At 30.2% G+C, this 23,012-nt stretch carries 16 protein-coding genes and 1 other annotated feature; of the genes, 9 read left to right on the top strand and 7 right to left on the bottom strand.

Going from position 1 to position 23,012, the window contains the following annotated elements; genetic code table 11:
- Positions 1-12: 12 nt before the first annotated feature.
- On the bottom strand, positions 13-783 hold the full coding sequence (locus VIM70_RS12645) for a hypothetical protein (RefSeq protein WP_331946123.1): 771 nt from the start codon (positions 781-783) through the stop codon (positions 13-15).
- A 349-nt stretch (positions 784-1,132) separates the two neighbouring features.
- On the opposite strand from VIM70_RS12645, the gene VIM70_RS12640 reads away from it, so the two are divergent.
- Complete coding sequence (locus VIM70_RS12640) at positions 1,133-2,284, top strand: alanine dehydrogenase (RefSeq protein ID WP_331946122.1); 1,152 nt, start codon at positions 1,133-1,135, stop codon at positions 2,282-2,284.
- A gap of 60 nt (positions 2,285-2,344) precedes the next feature.
- Here the strand turns inward: VIM70_RS12640 and VIM70_RS12635 are convergent, their stop codons facing one another.
- Complete coding sequence (locus VIM70_RS12635; protein ID WP_331946121.1) at positions 2,345-3,253, bottom strand: chemotaxis protein; 909 nt, start codon at positions 3,251-3,253, stop codon at positions 2,345-2,347.
- Positions 3,254-3,457: 204 nt separating this feature from the next.
- On the opposite strand from VIM70_RS12635, the gene VIM70_RS12630 reads away from it, so the two are divergent.
- From VIM70_RS12630 to VIM70_RS12610, 5 genes are all read left to right on the top strand, one after another.
- Positions 3,458-6,532: a DEAD/DEAH box helicase gene (locus tag VIM70_RS12630; RefSeq protein ID WP_331946120.1), complete on the top strand. Its 3,075-nt coding sequence runs from the start codon at positions 3,458-3,460 to the stop codon at positions 6,530-6,532.
- Positions 6,533-6,615: 83 nt separating this feature from the next.
- Complete coding sequence (locus tag VIM70_RS12625; RefSeq protein ID WP_331946119.1) at positions 6,616-7,434, top strand: hypothetical protein; 819 nt, start codon at positions 6,616-6,618, stop codon at positions 7,432-7,434.
- Positions 7,435-7,493: 59 nt separating this feature from the next.
- Positions 7,494-9,284 (top strand): ABC transporter ATP-binding protein, encoded by a 1,791-nt coding sequence (locus VIM70_RS12620; protein WP_331946118.1) that lies wholly within the window; start codon positions 7,494-7,496, stop codon positions 9,282-9,284.
- A 26-nt stretch (positions 9,285-9,310) separates the two neighbouring features.
- A complete protein-coding gene (locus VIM70_RS12615) occupies positions 9,311-11,134 on the top strand; it encodes an ABC transporter ATP-binding protein (protein ID WP_331946117.1) in 1,824 nt (607 codons plus the stop codon).
- 250 nt (positions 11,135-11,384) lie between these two features.
- Complete coding sequence (locus VIM70_RS12610) at positions 11,385-13,163, top strand: methyl-accepting chemotaxis protein (protein ID WP_331946116.1); 1,779 nt, start codon at positions 11,385-11,387, stop codon at positions 13,161-13,163.
- 91 nt (positions 13,164-13,254) lie between these two features.
- On the opposite strand, the gene gltX is transcribed toward VIM70_RS12610, so the two are convergent.
- Positions 13,255-14,910 carry a glutamate--tRNA ligase gene (gltX, locus tag VIM70_RS12605; RefSeq protein ID WP_331946115.1) on the bottom strand — a complete coding sequence of 552 codons (1,656 nt, stop codon included), beginning with the start codon at positions 14,908-14,910 and terminating at the stop codon, positions 13,255-13,257.
- Positions 14,911-14,969: 59 nt separating this feature from the next.
- Positions 14,970-15,220 (bottom strand) — a binding site (T-box leader).
- Between the two features lie 418 nt (positions 15,221-15,638).
- On the opposite strand from gltX, the gene VIM70_RS12600 reads away from it, so the two are divergent.
- Positions 15,639-16,289, top strand: a complete 651-nt coding sequence (locus tag VIM70_RS12600; protein ID WP_331946114.1) for a Type 1 glutamine amidotransferase-like domain-containing protein — start codon at positions 15,639-15,641, stop codon at positions 16,287-16,289.
- A 6-nt stretch (positions 16,290-16,295) separates the two neighbouring features.
- Here the strand turns inward: VIM70_RS12600 and VIM70_RS12595 are convergent, their stop codons facing one another.
- Together VIM70_RS12595 and VIM70_RS12590 are read right to left on the bottom strand one after the other, a co-directional pair.
- Entirely contained in the window at positions 16,296-17,708 is a 1,413-nt protein-coding gene (locus VIM70_RS12595; protein WP_331946113.1) for an MATE family efflux transporter, read from the bottom strand.
- 147 nt (positions 17,709-17,855) lie between these two features.
- Positions 17,856-19,943, bottom strand: coding sequence for a helix-turn-helix domain-containing protein (locus tag VIM70_RS12590; protein WP_331946112.1), 2,088 nt, complete (start codon positions 19,941-19,943; stop codon positions 17,856-17,858).
- A 275-nt stretch (positions 19,944-20,218) separates the two neighbouring features.
- On the opposite strand from VIM70_RS12590, the gene VIM70_RS12585 reads away from it, so the two are divergent.
- Together VIM70_RS12585 and VIM70_RS12580 are read left to right on the top strand one after the other, a co-directional pair.
- Positions 20,219-20,887, top strand: a complete 669-nt coding sequence (locus VIM70_RS12585) for a hypothetical protein (protein ID WP_331946111.1) — start codon at positions 20,219-20,221, stop codon at positions 20,885-20,887.
- A 23-nt stretch (positions 20,888-20,910) separates the two neighbouring features.
- Entirely contained in the window at positions 20,911-21,801 is an 891-nt protein-coding gene (locus VIM70_RS12580) for a GNAT family N-acetyltransferase (RefSeq protein WP_331946110.1), read from the top strand.
- Positions 21,802-21,908: 107 nt separating this feature from the next.
- Here VIM70_RS12580 and VIM70_RS12575 read toward each other — a convergent pair whose 3' ends face one another.
- Positions 21,909-22,100, bottom strand: coding sequence for a hypothetical protein (locus tag VIM70_RS12575; protein ID WP_331946109.1), 192 nt, complete (start codon positions 22,098-22,100; stop codon positions 21,909-21,911).
- 225 nt (positions 22,101-22,325) lie between these two features.
- A complete protein-coding gene (gene queC, locus VIM70_RS12570; RefSeq protein ID WP_331946108.1) occupies positions 22,326-23,006 on the bottom strand; it encodes a 7-cyano-7-deazaguanine synthase QueC in 681 nt (226 codons plus the stop codon).
- Positions 23,007-23,012: the final 6 nt, after the last annotated feature.

Raw genomic sequence — 23,012 nt, 5'->3', positions numbered from 1 at the left:
TTTTTTGATATATTATATATCTTTATTTATGATATCTATTAAAATCTTCATTCTTTCATGAATATTTGGTTGGATGTTATCACGTTTATAATGGAAATCTAAAGGGTCTAATAAGTAACTATGAGTTATTCCAAACACTTTTCTTTTTTTAGCAATTGCTTTTTTTAGCATTTCTGAAAGTTTATTAATATTGAAGTATTCCAGTCTTAACTCCTCACTTTCATCTTCTGAATAAACTGGCAGTGAAGTTAGTATTTTCGTACGAACTTTATACTCAGGTCTGTAAATATTGTGAGATTCATACTTTATAGGAGTAAATTCTTTTAATATTTTTTCTGTGTTATCATCAATTGAAAAATATCCACCACGAAAAGCTTGAATAGGCTGAATTCCTAGGTTTAAAATAAATTGGTAACATAATGTAATTATAAGTTTTTGCTCATTATAAGAATAAGACGATAATAGATCCTCAGTACTTTTTATAAATGGACAAAGTTTTAATATGTCTTCTGGCAAATTATTTGGATGAATATGAAGGCCAAATATGACCTTATAATTATTTTTAATTTTTTCTATTAAGTCTAACTTTTTCATCATTTCTGCAAAATATGGAGTTATAAATAAAAGAGTATATATATTGTTTTCTGAATTCAATTTTAATATTTTTTCTAAGTTTAAAACATTGTTTTTTAAGTTTTTATCAAAGTTGTAGCCTTCGCAATCTATAGTTAAAATAAAACCAAAATTTAGTTGTTTAAGATACTTATCTAAAAAATAATTCATAAATATTATCAATCCCCCCTAATATAACATTGCAAACTTACAATATGTCTTGTATAATCAAGTTATAGTAAGCAACAACTTAATTATACAATTCAAATTGTTACTTGTCAAAAAGCTGGTAATAATTCATATTATACTTCATAATGCAACTTAACATAAACACTTTCATGCTTTAAACATGTCAAAATTCTTTTAGTGTTATATCTAATTTCCAAAATGAAGAAATTTAAAAATAGAAAATTTAATGATTTCCCAATTTATACTTTTTTTTTAGACCCCAAAGGAATAGGAGGACAGATAATAATTAATGTTATTATCATTGCCACGAAAAACAAGGAGGATGATATTATTGAAAACTATAGGTTTTCCAAGGATGCATAAAGAAACAAATGAGAGAAGGGATTTTCTGCCGGCTTTTTTTAGCATTCTTAAAAAGGAAAAAGTACAAATATTTCTTGAAGAGGGATATGGCTCAGCGTTAGGTTATACAAAAGAAGATTATTTAATAAAAAACAACACAATAAAGTTTGTATCAAATAAAGAAGCTTATGAAAAAGATATAGTTGTAGTTTTAAGGTCACCAGAGTTTGAACAAATTGGTTATATGAGTACAGGTAGTACTTTGCTTAGCATGCTTCATTATCCAACTAGAGCTACAAGAGTAGAAAAGCTTAAAGAAAAAGGCATATTTGCTGTTTCAATGGATTCTATTAGAAATGACTTTCTAGAGCGAATAGTTGTAGATTATGAGGGAACTTCAGGAAATGGAATTAATATAGCATTTACTGAGCTTGCAAAAGGTTATAAAAATACTTGTATTGAAGAGAAAAAACCTATAATTGTGAGTATAATGGGGATGGGACGAGTTGGTTTAACAGCAGCAAGGCTGGCAGGCAAATATGGAAATAACAAAGCAAGTGAAGTCATACTTCTAGAGAAAACTAGAGGGGTGCTTGTTAATATGTTGCCTAGAAATGTAACTGATGATGAAAAGCATATGATAGATATATTGAAAAAAACAGACATTTTAGTAGATGCAACTACTAGAAATGACGCATCACAGTATATTGTAAACAATGAATTATTAGGGTATTTAAAGAAACATTCAGTAATTTTAGATTTAACATCAGATCCATACTTAACAGATATTTTCCCTTTTCAGGTAAAAGCAATAGAAGGTATACCACATGGAACACTTGATAAAATTGTTATTTATCCGAGTGACAAGGAGTATAACACTGTGCCCAATATTTCGAGTACACTTAATCAAAGAACAGTAGTGAGTTGTAATGCTTGGCCAGGAGTTAACCCAAAGGCTTGCATGGATTTATACGGTAAACAACTTATATATATTCTGCAAAATCTTGTAGTGTATTCTCCAAGTGATTTTAAATTATATAATAATGATTATTTTAATAGAGCAATATACAGGGGAACTATTGAATTTTTTGAAGAAGGCCTAAATAACTATACAAATGAAATAGAAGATATAGTTATATAGCAATAAAAGCTATTGAATGTAGAAATCATTCAATAGCTTCTATTATTTTATCAATATTTTTTATTTATAATAATTATTAGTAAACCCATCAATGCAAGTTACAAGTTCTGCAATTTCAGGTTTGCTCATTTGTGCATCCGCACCAACAGCTTCGCCTTTATGTTTTAAATCACTTGTAATTAATGAAGAAAATAAAATAACTGGCAATTTTCTAAGAATATTATGTTCTTTAATTTTTCTTGTCAAAGTATGACCATCCATTTGGGGCATTTCAATATCGGTTATAAGTACGTGAACATCTTCCATAAAATCTATTCCTTTTTCGCCTACTAGAGTAAGTAAATAATCTAAAGCTTGCTTACCATCATTAAAAATTTTTAAATTATTAAAGCCAGCTTTTAGAAGAGTATCCTTTAGTAATTTTCTAATTAAAGGAGAATCATCAGCTAAAGCAAGTTTAATTTTTGATCTATCTTTATAAGCTATGGTTGCAACTTTGTCCTCACTTATGCCAGTTGCGGGACTAATATCGGTGACTATTTTTTCGAAATCAAGCAATAATATTATTTTGTTGCTTAAAACTATATTTCCTATAACAAGTGAATTAGTAGATATGTCATCGGGTTTAGTTATTTCTTCCCATTTAATACGATGAACACCAACAATACTATCAATGCTAAAGGCTACCTTGAGTTTGTTAAATTCACAAAGAATAATTGTTGTATCTATTTCATTTTTATGTTGTTTCTCTAAAACATATTTTAAGTCAATTAAGGTTATTATCTTATCTCTATAAAGCGTAAGACCTGCTATGGCAGGATGAGATTCAGGGAGTTTCGTTAAGTTATTTGAGTGTATTACCTCTTTAACTTTTATAATATTAATTGCATAATTTTTATTATTTATAATAAATTCTAATATTTCAACCTCGCCAGTTCCAGATTCTAATAGTATGTTATTATTATTCATAATTTCCCTCGCTTTCAAATAGATATAAACATGCTTTTCATAAATAATTGTATGTATTTTATATTTCGAACAAAACGTCAATAACTTTACTTTTAAATGATTTAATAAAATTTTTATAGAGAAGTCGAATTTTAAAATAATAAAACACAATATAAAGGTGAAATCTTTCAGTTAAATATGGTAAACTGTATAGTACGTAGTAAAATGTTAACAGCATTATTAGAGGGTGAAGTAAAATTGATATTAAATGGCGGATGGATTGAAACTAAAGAAGGAAAACATACATTCATATTGTGGGGTGAGGGTGGAGAGACCAAATGCATAAGGCGTGGTAGGAAACCTAAAAATGCACTTCCACTATATGAAGGGATGGCTTCGGTTGAAGAATTGTCTTCAGTTATAGAATTGTGTAGCAAAATAAATAACAACGCAATAGATATAAAACATGGAAAATATAAATATGATAATAAATCTAAAGAACTCCTTAAGAGAGAAATTAGGGGTATTACTTTTAATAATTTAGATGCATTTGATATGATTTTAAATATAGAGTCAAACATCTCAAAGGAGATAGAGTTATCAAGTGAATTAAAGTTTTGGATTACAGTATCCAAATTTACGGCTGAACTAATTATTAATCATAAATATTTGCCATCTCTAACTATAGATAGGTTACTTAAAAAGGTAAATTCTCAGTGGAGGTGGCATACAAGTGACCCTTATTATATTGATAAAAAAAAGATTCTATGTAGCAATATGCCTACAGAATGTAAATCATATTTTCATTTAGAAAATCAGGAATTTGTATATACAAATGGTACTAAACTGGTAAGTAATTTCATGGATTCTATGATTGACAGCATGGTAAGATCAAGCTGCACTGATATAAATAAAGATAATGATTATATAGAGCATGAGTCTAATAGCTTAAGTAATACTTGGATGTCTTCTCTTTTTTCTAAGTTACCAGAAATACCCATTGATACAAGCGACCAAATTAAAATGCTAAATGAGTATAAGAAATGGATAGAACCTATAAAAATTAAAAATAGCAATTTCAAATTTAGAACATGTTTCAAAGTTATTCCACCAAGAAGAGAAGAGGATTGGACACTTGAGTATTTGCTTCAAGCAAAGGATGATCCTAGCCTAATGTTACCAGCAAAGATGATTTTTGAAGAATCTGTGGACACCATAACTTATCTAAATAAAAAATTTAATAATCCACAGGAAAGGTTATTAGAAGATTTAGCTGTTGCATCAAAAGTTTTTATTCCTATTGAAAGAAGTTTATATGATGCAGTACCTATAGAGTGCAAGTTATCCGCAGAAGAAGCTTATTCTTTTTTGAGAGAATCCGCTTATTTTTTAAAGGAAAAAGGCTTTGGAATTATAGCACCAGCTTGGTGGAAAAAACCATCAAGGCTTTCTGTTAAATTAAAAGATAAAAACCATGTTACAAATACTAACTTAGCGGTAAAGAGCACATTTAATATGGATACTATTCTTGAATATGATTGGAAGCTTGCATTAAATGGTAATGAGATAAGTGAGAAAGAATTTGAAAAAATTTCAAATTTAAAGGTTCCATTTATCCAATTAAGAGGTCAATGGGTACAGGTTGATATACATCAAATTAAAACTCTTTCCAAAATGAAAATGAATAAAGGCTTAAATGGGAAAATACCTGTGGGAGAATTATTAAGGCTCAACTTAAGTGAGGAGGAAATAATTCCTGGAGTTAGCGTTGAAGATATTGATAATCAAGAAGCTGTGGGACATTTTTTTCAAAAATTATTTAATCTAAATAATATAGAACAAGTTGATATTCCTTTAGGATTTAGAGGTACTCTTCGTGAATATCAAAAAAGAGGTTTTTCATGGTTAACGTTTTTACGAACTCATGGAATTGGTGCATGCCTTGCTGATGATATGGGGCTTGGAAAAACTGTGCAAAGTATATGTCTTTTGCTTTATGAACGAGAGAAGGGTTTAACTGATAAACCTACTTTGATAATATGCCCGACGTCTGTTGTTGGGAATTGGGAAAAGGAAATCGAAAAATTTGCACCAAATCTTAAATCAGCAATTCATCATGGAAATAGTAGATGGAGTTATGAGCATTTTAGTGAGGAGATACACAAAAATGATGTTGTTATTACCACCTATGCACTGATAGTAAGAGATAAAATTTTGTTTCAAAAAGAAGAGTGGGCAGGAATTATATTAGATGAAGCACAAAACATTAAAAATAGTTCTTCAAAACAAACCCAATATATAAAAACTCTTAAATCAGAATATAAGGTTGCACTAACAGGAACGCCAGTTGAAAATAGACTTTCAGATTTATGGTCTATCATGGATTTTTTAAATAAAGGATACTTATATAATTGGTCAACATTTAGAAACGAATTTGCGGTGCCTATAGAGCGGGATGGAGATCCTAAAAAAAGCAATAAACTGAAAAAAATAATAGCTCCGTTTGTGTTACGGAGATTGAAAACTGATACAAACATTATTAAAGATTTACCGGATAAAATTGAGTCTAAGGAATATGCATCATTAACAAAGGAGCAGGCTACTTTATATCAAGCGGTAGTAGTTGATTGTTTAAACAAAATTGATAATTCAGAGGGTATACAGCGTCGGGGTCTTATTATTTCTTCCTTAACAAAGTTCAAACAAATATGTAATCATCCTGTTCAGTTTTTAAAGGATAATGGGGAGATTGAGGGTCGATCTGGCAAACTTGAAAGGCTTCTGGAAATGTTAGAAGTTGTTATAGAAGAAGGGGATAGATCGCTTGTATTTACTCAATTTGCGGAAATGGGACACATATTAAAAGCAGAACTTGAGGAAAAATTAGGAGTAAGAACATTATTTTTGCATGGCGGAATCAGCAGAAAAAAAAGAGAAGAGTTAATTAATATTTTTCAAGATGAAAGCACGGAGCCTATGATATTCATATTATCACTAAAGGCTGGTGGACTTGGACTAAACTTAACAAAAGCTAATCATGTATTTCATTTTGATAGATGGTGGAATCCTGCTGTGGAAAATCAAGCAACGGATAGAGCTTTTAGAATAGGGCAAGTTAAGAACGTTCATGTGCATAAATTCATATGTATGGGAACACTCGAGGAAAAAATTGATGAAATGCTAGAACGTAAACAGGCACTTGCCGAGAGTGTAGTTTCTACAAATGAAAATTGGATATCAGAGATGAGCAATGAGGAACTTAAAGAATTATTTGTATTAGAGAATGATAATAAGTCTTAAAACTTACAGATAGTAGATAACAAAAATATGGATTTTTAATAATTGTTATTTGCGTATTGATTGAGGCAAGGAGATGTAAGCTCGTGAATGGAAGAGTAAGAAATGAATTTGGTAGTAATTGGTGGTCTAAAAAATGGAATAATGCGATTTCTAGTTTTACTATAAGTTCTAGAATGGATAAAGGGCGTGAATACGCAAGAGCGGGCAATGTACTTAGTTTAGAATTTTCAAAGGGCGAAGTAAAGGCTGAAGTTCAGGGTGTTAGTTTAATTCCTTATAAAGTAAAGATGGAAATTGATAGTTTTTCAGAGGAACAGTGGAAAAAAATCATGAATATTATGTCTCAAAAATCTATATTTTGTGCGAAGCTTTTGAATGGAGAAATGCCGGAAAATATAGAAGAAGCTTTTAAGGAAGGGGGAGTCTCCCTTTTTCCCAAAAAACAAATACATTTAATAACTCAGTGTACATGCCACGATGTTGCAAATCCATGCAAACATATAGCGGCAGTTCATTACATGCTTGGGCTTGAATTTGATAAAGATCCGTTTGTTATTTTAAAACTAAGAGGTATGGACAAAGAACAATTTTTGAAAGCTTTGAGGGTTTTAAGAAGTGGCAATGAAGGTCAGCAAATTAAAAGAAAAGCAAAAATACATCGTAGGTCAAGGAAAACTATTGATGATTTAAAAAGAGAATTTGAAAATTTCAATAGAAATGAAGAAGATGTATTAAATATGACATTTTCGTATGTAACTCCTGAAGTTAAACACGGGGTTATAAAGACGTTGGGAATCCCAGACTTTTGCACAAGCGAAGATGAGTTCAGAAGCAAAATGAGTACAGCGTATACTAGCACAGAAGATGAGACTAGGAAGTATATAGGTAAAGAATTGAAATAGGTGAAAAACTGAAAAAATGATTATCGTTTGTTAGGACTGGCCACGAGGAGAAAAATTATATGAAGAAACTTTTAGAGTTAACTAAGGGAAATAGATTATTATATACTGCAGCAATACTTTCTATAGCTGTAGCTACATTCATCGCAATGCTAGAGCCTATGGTTATAAAAGTAACAATAGATTCAATAATAGGGAATAAACCTATGGATGTTCCACGAGTTATGCAAAAGCTGGTTATTGTACTTGGTGGTACAAAAGTGCTTTCTAGAAATTTATGGATATGCGCACTATGTCTTATAATATTAACATGTTTAAGAGGGGTTTTCTTGTTTCTAAGAGGAAACCTTTCGGCGAAGGCTGCTGAAAACATTGCGAGGAATATGAGAATGAAGCTTTATGATCATATTCAAAATCTACCATATGGATATCATGTAAAAGCAGAATCCGGTGATCTTATTCAAAGATGTACATCTGACGTGGAAACAGTTAGAAAGTTTTTTGCAACTCAAATGGTTGAAATAGGAAGAGCATTTTTTATAGTAGGATTTGCAATTATTATGATGCTGTCACTTAATAAAAAGATGACAGCTATTGCGATGGTTGTTGTGCCGATTATATTTATATATTCATATGTGTTTTTTTACAAGATTAAAAACACTTTTACTAAATCAGATGCACAAGAGGGCGTTCTAACAACAGTCCTTCAAGAAAATTTAAGTGGAGTTAGGGTAGTAAAAGCTTTTGGAAGGCAGAACTTTGAAATTGAAAAATATGAAAAAGAAAATATGAAATATAGGGATTTAAATTTTAAATTGGTAAAGCTATTATCAAGTTATTGGTCTACATCAGATATACTTTGCATGAGTCAAATTGGTTTGGTTTTAGTATCAGGAATATATTTTGCAGTTAATGGACAGATAAGTTTGGGTACGTTGGTAGTATTTAACACTTATGAAGGAATGTTATTATGGCCTGTAAGGCAGCTAGGTAGAATTCTCTCTGATATGGGAAAAATGTCAGTCTCTCTGCATAGGATAACAAATATCCTTGATGTTCCTGTGGAACAGGAATATGGACAAGCACTTAAGAGTGAGATTAAAGGAGATATAAGCTTTGAACATGTAAACTTCGAATATGAGGGAAATAACCCAATTCTTAAAGATATTACTTTTAAAGTGAAAAAAGGTGAAACGGTTGCTATTGTTGGACCAACAGGTTCAGGTAAATCATCTCTAGTACATCTTTTATTAAGACTTTATGATTACAGTAGTGGATCTATAAAAGTTGATGGAGTAGAGCTTAAGGATATTGAAAGAAAGCATATGAGAAGTAAGGTAGGAATAGTGCTTCAAGAGCCTTTTCTATATTCAAGAACTATAAAGGAAAATATTAAAATGGCAAAAATACACTCTAAAGATATAGAAATTCGTGATGCAGCTGAGATAGCTGCAGTGCATAATGTTATTACTTCCTTTGAAAAAGGGTATGACACAATAGTTGGGGAAAAAGGTGTTACATTATCAGGTGGACAAAGACAAAGGGTTGCAATTGCAAGAACACTTATTAACAAAATGCCTATACTAATATTTGATGATTCATTGAGTGCTGTAGATACGCAGACCGACAAGGTTATAAGAGGAAAACTTAAAAAGAAAAGTAAAAATAACACAACCTTCATAATCTCTCACAGAATTTCAACAGTAATGGGTGCAGATAAAATTATAGTAATAAACCATGGAAAGATAGAAGATATAGGAACTCATGAGACGCTAATCAAAAAAGATGGCATATATAAAAGGATATGGGAGATACAGACGTCTTTAGATGCACTAAATGATGAATGTATGTAAGTTATGATTAAAAGGTAGGTAATATTATGGCTAGGATAGACGAGAATAAACAAACTCAAAAGATAGATATAGGTATATGGAGAAAACTCTTTAAATATCTTTCAGAATTTAAAAAGGGACTTATATTTTTGGCCTTTTTAATGGTAGGCGTCGCAGGTATTGATGTAGTAATGCCTCTTCTTACGAGATATGCAATAGATAATTTTATAGTAAAAAAAACTATAAATGGACTTACAGCATTTGCAGTGGTATATTTTTGTATAATTGTTTTTCAAGCATTAAATGTAAGATTATTTATAATACAGGCAGGTAAAATTGAAACACATTTAGCTTATTATATAAGAAAACTTGGGTTTAAAAGACTTCAACAGTTATCTTTTTCATATTATGATAATTCCTCTGTGGGATGGCTTATGGCAAGGATGACCTCAGATGTTACAAGGCTGAGTGAAATAATATCCTGGGGATTAATTGATATGGTATGGGCAGTGGTCATGATGAGCGGCTTTATAGGAGTAATGCTCTATAATAATGTTCGATTAACTCTTATATGTATGAGTGTTGTTCCAATTTTGTTTTTAATAGGAATATTTTTTCAAAAGAAAATATTAAAGTCTTATAGAAAAGTTAGAAAATTAAATTCTTTATTAACTGCAGATTTTAGTGAGGAAGTATCTGGAGCTAAAACTACTAAAACTCTTGTTCGTGAAGAGGAAAACTTAAAAGAATTTAAGGTAGATGCGGGTAAAATGCGAAATTCATCAGTTAAGGCGGCTATGTTTTCGGCTCTGTTTCTTCCAATTGTCATATCTATGGGAAGTGTTGGAGCAGGGTTCGCCTTATGGATAGGTGGAGAAGACGTTATATCGCATTCTTTATCATATGGTACTTTTGTAATGTTTATCGCATATACAGTACAGTTTTTTGACCCTGTAAGTCAGTTAGCTGGGACTATTGCAGAACTTCAGAATGCACAGGCATCCGCAGAGAGAATTATATCACTTATAGAAACTGAGCCTGAAATATGGGACAGGAAAGATGTAATTGCGAAATACGGAGATTTATTTGATTCAAAAAAAGAAAACTGGGAAGAAATACATGGAGATATAGAGTTTAAAGATGTGAGTTTTACATATAAAAACGGTGAAAAGGTGCTTCAGAACTTTAATCTAAAAGTAGAAAAAGGACAAACTATAGCTCTAGTTGGAGAAACTGGTTCTGGTAAGAGCACCTTAGTAAATTTGCTTTGTAGATTTTATGAGCCAACTAGTGGAGAAATATTAATTGATGGAAAAGATTATAGAGAAAGATCATTATTATGGCTTCAATCAAATATTGGTTATGTGCTTCAAAGTCCACATTTATTTAGTGGAACTATAAGAGATAACATTATGTATGGAAAACTTAATGCAACGCAAGGTGAAATAGAAAATGCATCAAGGCTTGTAAATTCTCATGATTTTATAAGTAAACTAGAAAAAGGTTATGAAACGCAAGTTGGCGAGGGTGGAGGCAATCTGTCTACTGGAGAGAAACAACTTATATCATTTGCTAGAGCCATTGTAGCAGACCCAGCATTATTTGTTCTTGATGAAGCTACATCATCTATAGATACCGAGACAGAAAGAATGATACAAAATGCCATAGATAAGGTTCTAAATGGTAGAACTAGTTTTGTAGTTGCTCATAGACTTTCAACTATTGTATCTGCAGATACAATTCTTGTTATAAGAAATGGACAGATTACGGAATCAGGAAATCACAGAGAACTATTAAAAAAGAAAGGTTACTACTATGACCTGTATACAAATCAGCTCTTAGAAGAGAAGGAAAAGGAAAGTGAAAATTAGGTGTCACCAACATGGCAAGTGGCAAGTTCAGAAAATATAGAGGGACGATTAATAACTTATATTAAAGTTATTAACCGCCCCTCTATATTTTAACATTAAATTAACGTGGACTTAGAAAATTCGAATTTAGAGAGAAAATGAATAAATTTAGGTTATAAAATATAATATAGAAATTATTTTCTATTTGCTATTAAGTAAATGTCATAACTTGTCGATAATAAAGAGAATTAAAATCGAGGGGGATAAACTTATGGCAAAGGTGGCAAAAAAATTAAAGTTAATAAAGAAAACAAAAGGATTAAATATTAAGACGAAACTTATACTAGTGACAGGGATGCTGTTACTTATACCTGTACTTGCTTTGGGAATAATTAGTTATATAGTTGCAAAAGGAGAACTTGAAAACAGTGGAAAAATTTTGTTAAAAAATAGCGTAGAAATGACGCTTATGGTAATTGATGCAAATCAAAAACTTGTAGATGCTGGAAAGTTAACGCTTGAAGAAGCGCAAGAGAAAACCAGGGAATATATGTTAGGTAAAAAAAATCCAGACGGTACAAGACCTATTAATAAAAACATTAGTCTTGGACAGAACGGGTATTTGCTTGCATATACAAAAGATGGAGTTGAAGCAGCCCATCCTTCTTTAGAGGGAAAAAGTGTAATAAATGTTCAAGATAAGAAAGATGGTAGCTATTTGGTTCAAAATCAGATTAAAATAGGTAATGCTGGAGGAGGATATTTAACTTACTGGTGGACTCTTCCTAAATCAGATAAGATTTCAAGCAAAATAACTTATCAGAAGACAGACCCTAATTGGGGATGGGTTGTTAGTGCTGGAACCTATGTAAATGATTTTAATGTGGGATCAAATAAAATTTTAGATATTACACTTTATGTACTTTTAGCAGTGCTTGTTTTAGGATCAACTGTAATTGTATTATTTGCAAAACATATATCTGCTCCAATTAGAAAAATAGGTGAAGCTGTGGATATTGTAGCTTCTGGTAACTTAAATCCTCCTAATTTAAATATAAAAAACAGGGATGAAATTGGAAAGTTGAATGAATCATTTAATATAATGGTTGAGAATGTAAATGAATTAGCAAGCTCAGTAAAAAAATCTGCTACTGTTGTATTTAACTCAACTCAAGTATTAGATGCCATTGTTGATGAAAACACGGCTTCTATAAATGAAGTAGCAGCTTCTGTTGATGAGATTGCAAGAGGATCAAGTGAACAAGCTACAGAAACTCAGAATGGAGTAGATAGGGTTAAGAGATTAGCAGATAAAATTGAGCTTGTTACAGGACTTTCTATAAAAACTAATGAGGCAACAGTTGCTACAGTTGGGATAGGGAATAAGGGCCTCGATACATTTGAACTTCTTCTAAAAAAATCAGAAGAAAACAACAAGGCTTCGAAAAAGGTCAGTGATATAATATTAGAGGTTGATAGAAACTCCATAGAAATCGGAGCAATAACACAGGCAATTAGCCAGATATCAGAGCAAACAAACTTATTGGCACTTAATGCTGCTATAGAAGCTGCTAGAGCAGGTGAACAGGGGAAAGGCTTTGCTGTAGTTGCTGAAGAAGTAAGAAAGCTTGCTTCACAGTCTGCCGTGTCTGCCGCAAAAGTAAGAGAGTTAATCGATGGAATACAAAAAAAATCAAAAGATGCTGTTAAAGCAATGGAAAATGGAAGTGCAATTGCTATAGAACAAAGTAAATCTGTAATAGATGCTAAAAGTATATTTACCCAAATATTAAAGTCTATCGGTAAAGTTTCAGAAGATATGGAGAGCATTAAGGGTTATAGCATTGATATGGAAACAGAGAAAAATGAGATAGTGGTCATTTTAGAGACTCTTTCGGCTTCAACGGAAGAAAATTCGGCTGCTACTCAGGAGGTTGCAGCAACTACTGAGCAGCAATTAGCTAGCATAGATCAAATAGTATCACACACTCAAGACTTAAAAAGTCTCGCAGCTAAGCTTACTGAAGCAGTTAATGCATTTCAGGTTTAGTGAATAAACAAATTTCATAGAACTAAAAACAATTAAAAGTCCAGTAAGAAGTTTGTTTAAAAATTTCTTACTGGACTTTAGTTTATATATATTAAATAAAATCTTGACTTAATCTTTTTATAACACGGTTCTCACCCATAACTTGCATTACTTCATGTAAATCTTGAGTTTGTGTTTTATTGGTTAAAGCAACTCTTATAATTGTAGCAACATCAGAGAGTTGACCTTTATATAAATCAGGGTTCTTTTTATAAGTTTTTGCATTTTTTGCATACCCTAATTTTTCAGAAAGTTCTTTAACGGTTGCAAACCAAGTGTCATTATCATGAGAATAATTGTATACGTCTATATATTCTTTAAGAACTTCGACTACGTTTTCCATTGGTATATGAGCAGGAAAGTTGTAACCTTCATTAATACTAATTTTATAAAGATCATCAAAGAAGTATTTAATATGATCTGCAACATCTAACCATTTTACGAAATCCTTTCTTGGTTTTTCATTTTCTCTTTCAATATTAAATATCTTTTTCGAATAGTTCTCATTCTTAATTAGCAAATCAGCAATTGTTATATCATATTCTTTAGCCCAATTTAGATAAAGATTATAAACTGTGCTTGCATCCATGTTAGCTATAACACTTTTACTAATATCATTAAGTTTTAAAATATCAAATAAAGCTCCACTTTTGCTCATATTTTCAAGTTTGATTTTAAAGCTCGTGCAAGGAATATTAACATTCTCAGATCTCCACTCTTGAAAATCAGAGTTAATAAGATTTACAAGATACTCAGTTACAGATATAAAAGGATAGCCTTGCGATTTATAAAAATCTACTGAAATTTCAGGGTCCTTTCTTTTACTTAGTTTACGTTTTGATGTTCCATCCATTTTCATAATTGTTGGTATATGTGCGTAGTGTGGAGCAGTAAAACCAAGCATTTCAAATAATTGCAGATGTATAGGAAGAGATGAAAGCCATTCCTCACCACGTATTACATGGGTTGTTCCCATTAAATAATCATCTACAGCATGGGCAAAATGATATGTTGGAATCCCATTAGTTTTAAGGATTACAATGTCCTGATCATTTTCTGGCATACTTATGGTTCCTTTAATTAAATCATCACAAACTACTCTTTTGCCGGAATCCTCAGGAGATCTAAGTCTTATAACAAAAGGGGTACCCTTTGATAATTCATTATTAATTTCATCAAGAGTAGAATTTCTGTGAACAGCCCATTTCCCATGATACCCTGTATTGATTTTAAGTTCCTGCTGAATTTTCCTTGTGATATCTAAAGATTCTTCAGTGCAAAAGCAAGGATAGGCCAAACCTTGTTTTATAAGTGATTTTACAAAAGCATGATATATATTAATTCGATCGCTTTGTTTATAAGGTCCGTATGCACCTTTCTCACTACCTGAATCTACGACTCCTTCATCAAAATTAATTCCGAAATCCCTTAGGGTATTGGTGCTATCTTCAATGGCACCAACCACCTCTCTCTTTTTGTCAGTATCCTCTACTCTAAAATAAAATATTCCTTCACTTTGATGAGCTACCCTCTCAGAAATGAGAGCAGCGAATACGCCTCCAAGGTGCTGAAAACCAGTAGGGCTTGGGGCATATCTTGTAACCTTAGCATCCGGTTTAAGATTCCTTTTTGGGTAAAGATTTCTATAGTATTCTGGAGTTTCATGTATGGTAGGTAACAGTAAATCTGCTAGTTTTAAATAATCCATTTTAATCATCCTTTCTTATAAAAACTATTTGGAATAAAAAAACCTCTCGTCCTATAATATAATAGGACGAAAGGTAAACTTCCGCGGTACCACCTAAATTGATGAAAAGACATATTTAAATGTCTAAATCCACTCGAAACAATAAAAAATATATTGCACTTTTTTAACGGAAAGTTTCCGTTGAACTTACTCAAATATTTCAGTCCACTGCTCCAGAGCTTCTTTGGGTAGTTTCAATCACCAAATTTCCACCAGCATTGGCTCTCTTTAAATTGAAAAGCTACTTACTTTTATCTTTCATAACATTTAGTTTTAATTATACATGTATTATTTATAATGTCAACATAGATCATTTTATAATTTGAATATAAATTATAGAAATATATAAGTTTAATAAATTTAAATTTAACTTAATTGTATTTTTATTGTGTTTTTATATACATTATATTAATAATATGATAATATATAACACATAAAGTGAGTGCACCAAACATTTGTTAGAGGTACAGGGGACTTTCCTACACGTAGATAACTCTACGGAGTCACTTCCAAAGTGATTTCGTAGAGCTTTTTTATTTATATATATATAAATATTACGTGCCCGAATGGCGTTAGAAAAATATATGTTAGGTGTTTTTATAAAATTTTATAGTGATAAAAACTCAGGAATGTATAGGTTTACAAGAAAACGTGTTATAATTATAAGATGGAAGTGAGTTGACAATAATATGGGAGCATTAATTCTTCTCAGTGGTTTTACAGATAAAGATAATGTAAATTTAAAAAGAAAAATAAAAGATATATTTTTAGATAAAAAGTATACTTTAAGCTATATACCTTCAATGACTGATGCAAAACTAAAACATTTTGAAGAGGCAAAAACTAAATTAAGTGAATATGGAGATTTTGATGTTAATTATTTTGATATAGATGATTTTTGTAATATAGATAAAATAGATAAAATATTTAGGTCAGATGTAATATATCTATCAGGTGGGAATACGTATTATTTTTTAAATAACTTAAAGAAAAGATATTTCATAACAAAACTAAGAAAGTATGTGGAAAATGGCGGTTATATTATAGGATTATGTGCAGGTGCAATAATGATGGCGAAAGATATTTCAGCTGCACAATTTGGATCAAAGGATATAGTAGGATTATCAAACCTATCATCTTTAGATCTAGTTGATTTTGACTTTATGCCACATTGGAATAAGCAGTGCAATTATTTGGAGGAGTTAAAGAAATATTCTAATAATACGGGTAAAACGATTTATACATGTAATGATGGAGACGGAATCATTGTAATGAATAAAAAAGTATACTTTTATGGAGATATAAATATGATAAAAGAAGGGCAAATAGAGCAGGTTTAGCGAATTTTAAATAGACGCATGAGCAAGTTTAGCTTTATTAATTTTAAAAATTTGATGTCTCTCTAATATTTCTAAAGAGATATAAGTATAATTAATAAATATAGTAGCTGTAATAAAGGATATCATATCCGATACAGGATAAGCGAGCCATGCTCCAGGTACTCCCATTCCTAAACCACCTACAAATGAATAAACCAGTGGAATAAATATTATTATCTGCCTAAAGATAGATAACTTGAAAGAGGTTTTAACCCTATTTATAGCTTGGCAATATGATATTGCTAAATAATATACTCCAATGCAAGGGAATACAGCTATAACCATTCTAAATGCCTTTGTGGTTTGATCTATAATGGCACTATCATTTATAAATATGCCTATAAGTTGTTTTGAAAAAATCATAAATAGTGCCCATAATAATGTTGAACTTACAGAGACTGCAATTATAGATTTTTTAACAACTTCTTTTAATCTCGTATAATTTCCAGCTCCATAATTATAGGCGGCTATAGGTTGCATAGCAGAGCTTATACCCATGATTGTCATAAATAAAAACATTGAAACTCTTGTAGTAAGGCCGATTGTTACAATGGCCAAATCTCCACCATAGGAGAATAGTAGATTGTTTAATATAGCAGCTACTACTGCGTCTGATATCTCTATTATAAAGGTTGAAAATCCAACATATATTATTCCAATTGATACTACTTTATTAAGGGTTAATTTAAAAGAAAATTTTAATCCCATTTTTAATTGTATAAATACAATTAACACATATAAAAAAGCTATTATTTGAGATATAACTGTTGCTATAGCAGCTCCTTTTACCCCAAAAGAAAATACATTTATTAGAAAATAATCTATAATTACATTAAAAATTGCTCCAATAGAAGTACTTAATAAGACTATCTTGGTGTTTCCAAAAGAAGTTATTATATAAGAAGCTATTACTGTGAAAGATTGAAAGAGTACACCAATCAATATTATACTTACATATTCTTTTGCAAGAGGGAATGTGTTTTTTGAAGCACCTAGACTAATTAAAATTTTATCTTGGAAAATAAATATACCAGTGCCAATTACAGATACTATTATAAGCATTAGAACTATAGCATTTGGTATAATGATTTTTAAATTTTCGAAATCTTTATCTCCACAACTTCTTGAAACGGAAGTAGAAGCACCAATAGCAATAAGCATAGATATTGCAAAAAACAGTCTTTGAATTGGAAAGGCTATGGTTAAAGCACCAATTGCATTAGCTCCTATGGCTTGCCCTAAAAACATAGAATCCACCATGTTGTACATTTCTGCTACCATTAAAGAAATTATAGCTGGTACAGAAAATTTTAATAATAATTTTCCAATCTTCTCCTCTCCAAACATTCTATTACTTTCTGCGACACTTGTCATTGTCATGAAATCCACTACTCCTTAAAAATTTTTGTTTCTATAATATAATTCTACTCTATTATGAAAATATTTACATTCACACAATTGCTAGATAAAAAGTACGAAGTTGCTAACATGTAAGTTTATAAAATGCTTAAATAACAAAAAAACACCTTAAAACAGGTGTTTTTGTACTTTTTGAAGAACTATTAAGGTAGAACTATAACCTTCCATCTTTATTATATTATTATAAACTGCTGTTTTTTTAGCGAAAGACAAAGAAATGTTGGGTTCTGAAATTTTATCTAAAATTTTCCACTCATCATAACCAAGTCTTTTTGGTTTACCCATACGTAACCAAATGTCGTAAGCTGAACCAAATTTTTCTCCAATTTCATATTTAATAACTTTATAGTCATGAATTAAATTTTTAATGGATAAGGATATCTTTTTCTCAGTAATATTTTTACTGCCCTTACCTTTATATAAATCTTCTAACTTAATTAGGGTATTAAGTTCATCGCTATAACTGTAGAGTAAGACCTGTATATCTTCATCTCGCCTTGTGATAATATATCCATCACCCTTATCTATAACCTCATCTCCAAGTTTTGACAATAAATAATATGCATAGTAGGAAGCCTTCTTTATTCCATCTAAGGTAAGTAATCCTGGTGAGCCAAAGAACAATTCATTATTTAAAATTGAGTTTTCCTCTACAGTATCAAAAGCTTTTAGAGTCAGTAAGCTACTAGTATTGTTAATAAAATTATGAATAATATATGGAAGCATATAAGAAGAATCATAAATAGTATTTATTGCTGGTGTAATATTAAAGGGATCCTCTATTAGATTCTGCAATTCATATTTTTCAAAAATTTTTCTTGTAGTTTCAATATACTCTGTAGATAAATCTTTTGAGGCCTGGAATTTCCATAGTTTTACCACCTCAATTCCGTATATATCAGCAAAATATAGTATAAAGCTTTCTAAAAGTTTTATGAAAGAATTTTTATCCTCAAAAATCTTGTTCAAAATTATTAGTGGTACAAGGGATATGTCCATTAAAAATTCTAATAGTTTTTCAACTTCATTCCAATTAAGAAACTTTACATTTTCATTAAAATATATTTTCATTTCTTTTACAAATAGGTTTTGAACTATACCATCTTTAAATCCTATAGCCTCTTGAATAGATCTCAAATATCCTTGTTCCCTTGCTTTAATGAGTTCTACTGCTTCACCTAAATTTATTTTTTCTTTCCATCTATGTTGTAACATCGTACTTGTTAGCGTAAAATCTGTTTGAAGTTTTATAATTTTGTTAGTATAGTTGAATCTATCATAGTCTTCTAAATAATAAGACAAATACTCCAGTGACTCAGATAAATCATAAGTCTGCATTTTTTTAAAACTATCAAATTTATCTTCAGGTATATGATACTTTTTCCTGAATTGTAGTGGGGTACATTTATAATAATCTTTAAAGCTCTTATTGTAATATCTAGTATGAGAAAATCCAACATCTTCTGAAATATCTGATATAGTTTTATCTGTATCTAATAGTAATTTAATAGATTCATCTACTCGTACGTTATTTACTAACTCTTTAAAATTTGTTCCAGTAATATCTTTTATTTGATGACATAAATAATAAGAACTTAAATATTCAAGGTTAGATAAATCTTGCAGGGTTATTTTATTCATGTAGTTGTTATAGATGTATTTGATAATTCTATGATACCTTTGAAATTGTATTTGATTTTCTTTTATTTCTTTCTCATCATAAGTAAGATAGTGAAAGTTGTTTATTAAATGGAATAATAACTTTATTAAAACATCATCTATTTGATCATCAAAATTTTCGCTTTTTTGTATTACTTCACAAGCGAGAATAGATAAATATTTCCTAAGAACATCATACTTTTCTTCCTGTTGTGCACCTTCTTCACTGGAGTTTGTATAAAAATAGATATTTTCCATATCATCATAATACTTTTCGAAAAATGTAAGGTCCAAGTGGAAAATTAAAACCTTATTTTTATCCTTTGAATAAATTCTATGGGCCTCATCACAATTTATAATTTCAAGTTCACGCTGAAAGACTTCGTAGTTCCCAGATTCTATAAGTACATTAATAGTACCCTCAAGAACAAAAATTATTTCTATAGAATTATGCCAATGTATTGGATACTCGGTTATACTCTCAAGGGAGATACTTATAGGTAAATCATTCATATAACTTATATATTCTTTTCTCATTGTCATCGCTCCTTTATTTTAAATAGCCATTAAGAAAATATTATGTTTAATTTAGAATTTTGTCAATTAGAAATCTCTTTGTATTTATAATAATCATATGCTTAAAAAATGAATAATAAGTAAATAATACTACAATGAGACTTTTATAGATGGAAAAAGATTAAATAAAAAAATTATTTTAAATAGTTAAGGTAAGGTTTATAATATAAATGATTTCGTTTTTTCAAGAGTTATGATAAGTTTAATTATATTAAGTGGTAACAAGGAGAAGTAAGATGGATAAGTATGTTTATGTTGTTATTTCAAGAACACCAACTTCTACAGGAAAGATAATAAGGAAATTTTTAAAAGGAAAATATAATCATTCTTCAATAAGTTTAGATGAAAATTTAAGCCAAATGTATTCCTTTTGTAGACTATCAATAAGCAATCCTCTTGTAGGTGGTATCATAAGGGAAAGTGTATTTACTTTAACTATAGGACTGGAGGAAGATGTTCCGATTATTGTATATAGAATACCTGTAACCTTGGAAAAATATGAATTAATAAAAAAATTTATATATGATATATATAATGATAAAGAAGTGTATTACTATAATTTTCTTCAAGCCATTGGGCTTATTTTCAATAAAAAGCGTGCTATTTATAAAACATACATATGCTCTGAATTTGTCATGGAAGCTTTAAAGCAAGGGGGAATTAAGCTTACTTCTTTAGAGTCTTATCAGATAAGACCAACAGATATGTGCGAAATTTTAAATCAATTTGCTTTTTATTCGGGAAATCTCAAGGATTACCCATATAGACAGAAGGTAAAAACAAAAGGGGATGAGCTTTTCTTTTGTAAAACAGGATTTTTTTATGAAGGGTTACATACTCTTAGACACTTCTGGAAGGTTATTTCTAGAGATAGGAAAAGTAAAAGGAATAAGAGTAGGATTTAAATGTATTAATTCAGGGGGAAACAATGGACAATTATAAGAATACTATTTCTATGATGTTAGAATTAAATGAAGAAGACTATGAGGCTGTTAAAATTCTAGAAGCTGTATGTTATGCAAAACAAAAAACTAATTTAAAATTAGAACTTGATTTTAAAAATTGTCAAAGGAATAATGCCATAAAAAATAAATTTATGGCAGAGTTTCTCTACTACGAAAATGAAATTTTAGTTGGTTATTTAGGTTTATGTAATTTTGGAGGAAATACGCTAGAAGTCAGCGGTATGGTACACCCTAAGTTTCGACGTAAAGGAGTTTTTAAGAAACTATATTTGTTAGCTAAGGAAGAATGGAAAAAGACATGCCCATTAGAGGTGTTATTGTTATGTGACCATACATCTGTTTCAGGTTTAGCCTTTATAAACTCCATTAGAGCCGAATATGCTTCAGCAGAGTACAAAATGTGCTTAAATAAAAGAAAATCTGAGGTTATTCATGTAAATGGAATTAAACTAAGATTAGAGACTAGTGATGATGCCGCCGAAGTTTATAGGCAAAATTCTATTTATTCTGGGATTCCCGAAAAAGAGGCTGAAGAGGACATAGAAAAACCATACAAAATCTTAGATGATAGTTTTATTAACTATATGGCTGAGATTAAGGGAGAAATTATAGGCAAAATTCATATTAGCATAACTGATAATGAAGGTTTTATTTATGGTTTTGGAGTGCTTCCGAAGTTTAGAAGTAAAGGTTATGGACGAGAAATTTTAAATTCAGCGCTGGATCTATTAAATAAGAAAAATGTAGATAATATCTATCTTGAAGTTGCTACAGAAAATAAAACTGCACTTGGCCTTTATGAAGATTGTGGTTTTGAAGAAATTTCTGTAATGGACTATTATATAGTATATTAACATAATGACCTTCAACTGTATTTATGAAGGTCATTTTTGTTTTGATTTAAATTTAATCCACTAAATTAATTGAGAGAAAGTAATTTTATGCTTTCTCTCATTTATTATCACCAAGTATGTCCTTCAGAGCATTGATGATTACCAGAATGTCCCTCACTTAATATACATTTTCTTACTCCACACTTAGGGCAAGTATTACTACAATGTGCTGTAGTTTCTTCATTATTTGAAGCGTTAATTAGTTGGCCTTTAACTAATAATTCTTTTTCTTTGAAATCGGCATATGGTAATTTTGTCAATTCACAACAACTCCTTGTAGTTTATTCTTATAGTTATTATTTGATATTTAATGATTAATATTCGTAGTTTCGATAATACTAAGATTTCTAACATTTAAACAAAATATAATCGAAAACCATTAAATGAAAATGTAGTTCGGGTTAATAACTGGAAAGAAATATACTCCATAATAAATGAACTGATATTACAGAGTCAAGCAATGTAATATCAGTTCATTTTTGTTATCAAATTAATAAGAGGTCTTTTTTTTGAAGATATTTTTCCTTGAATTCCAAATACCCTTTTTTTCTTAATTTACAAGATGGGCAGTTTCCACAACCATTACCTTTAATTCCATTATAACAAGTTAAAGTTTCCTCTTTAACGATGCCTAGTACACCTAAATCATAAGCCATTTTCCAAGTTTCTGCTTTGTTAATCCACATTAAAGGAGTTTCTATTACAAAATCATAGCCCATAGCTAAGTTTAAGGTAACATTTAAAGATTTTATAAATATATCTCTACAATCAGGGTAACCACTAAAATCGCTTTGAGATACACCAGTTATTATATTACTTATTCCTCTTTGTTTTGCGAATACCGCTACAAAGGTTAAAAATAATAAGTTTCTTCCATCTACAAAGGAATTAGGTACATCATCTTTCGGAGCTTCTATGTCAACTTTTATATCTTTTCTTGTTAATGAATTTGGTGCTAGTTGATTTAATAGGTTTAAGTCTAAAGAATGGTACTCAACGCCTTGGTCTTTGCATATGTTTTTTGCACATTGAAGTTCTAATATGTGTTTTTGACTGTAATCGAATGATACAGCGATAACTTCTTTATATTTCTTAAGCGCCCAAAATAAACAAGTTGTGCTATCTTGTCCACCACTAAATACTACTATTGCTTTATCTTTATTCATAATTCA

The sequence above is a fragment of the Clostridium sp. genome, from assembly GCF_036569345.1.
Lineage (GTDB): Bacteria > Bacillota > Clostridia > Clostridiales > Clostridiaceae > Clostridium_AD.
Note: the sequence above shows the minus strand (reverse complement) of the source record. Positions and strands in the feature narration are given on the sequence as shown.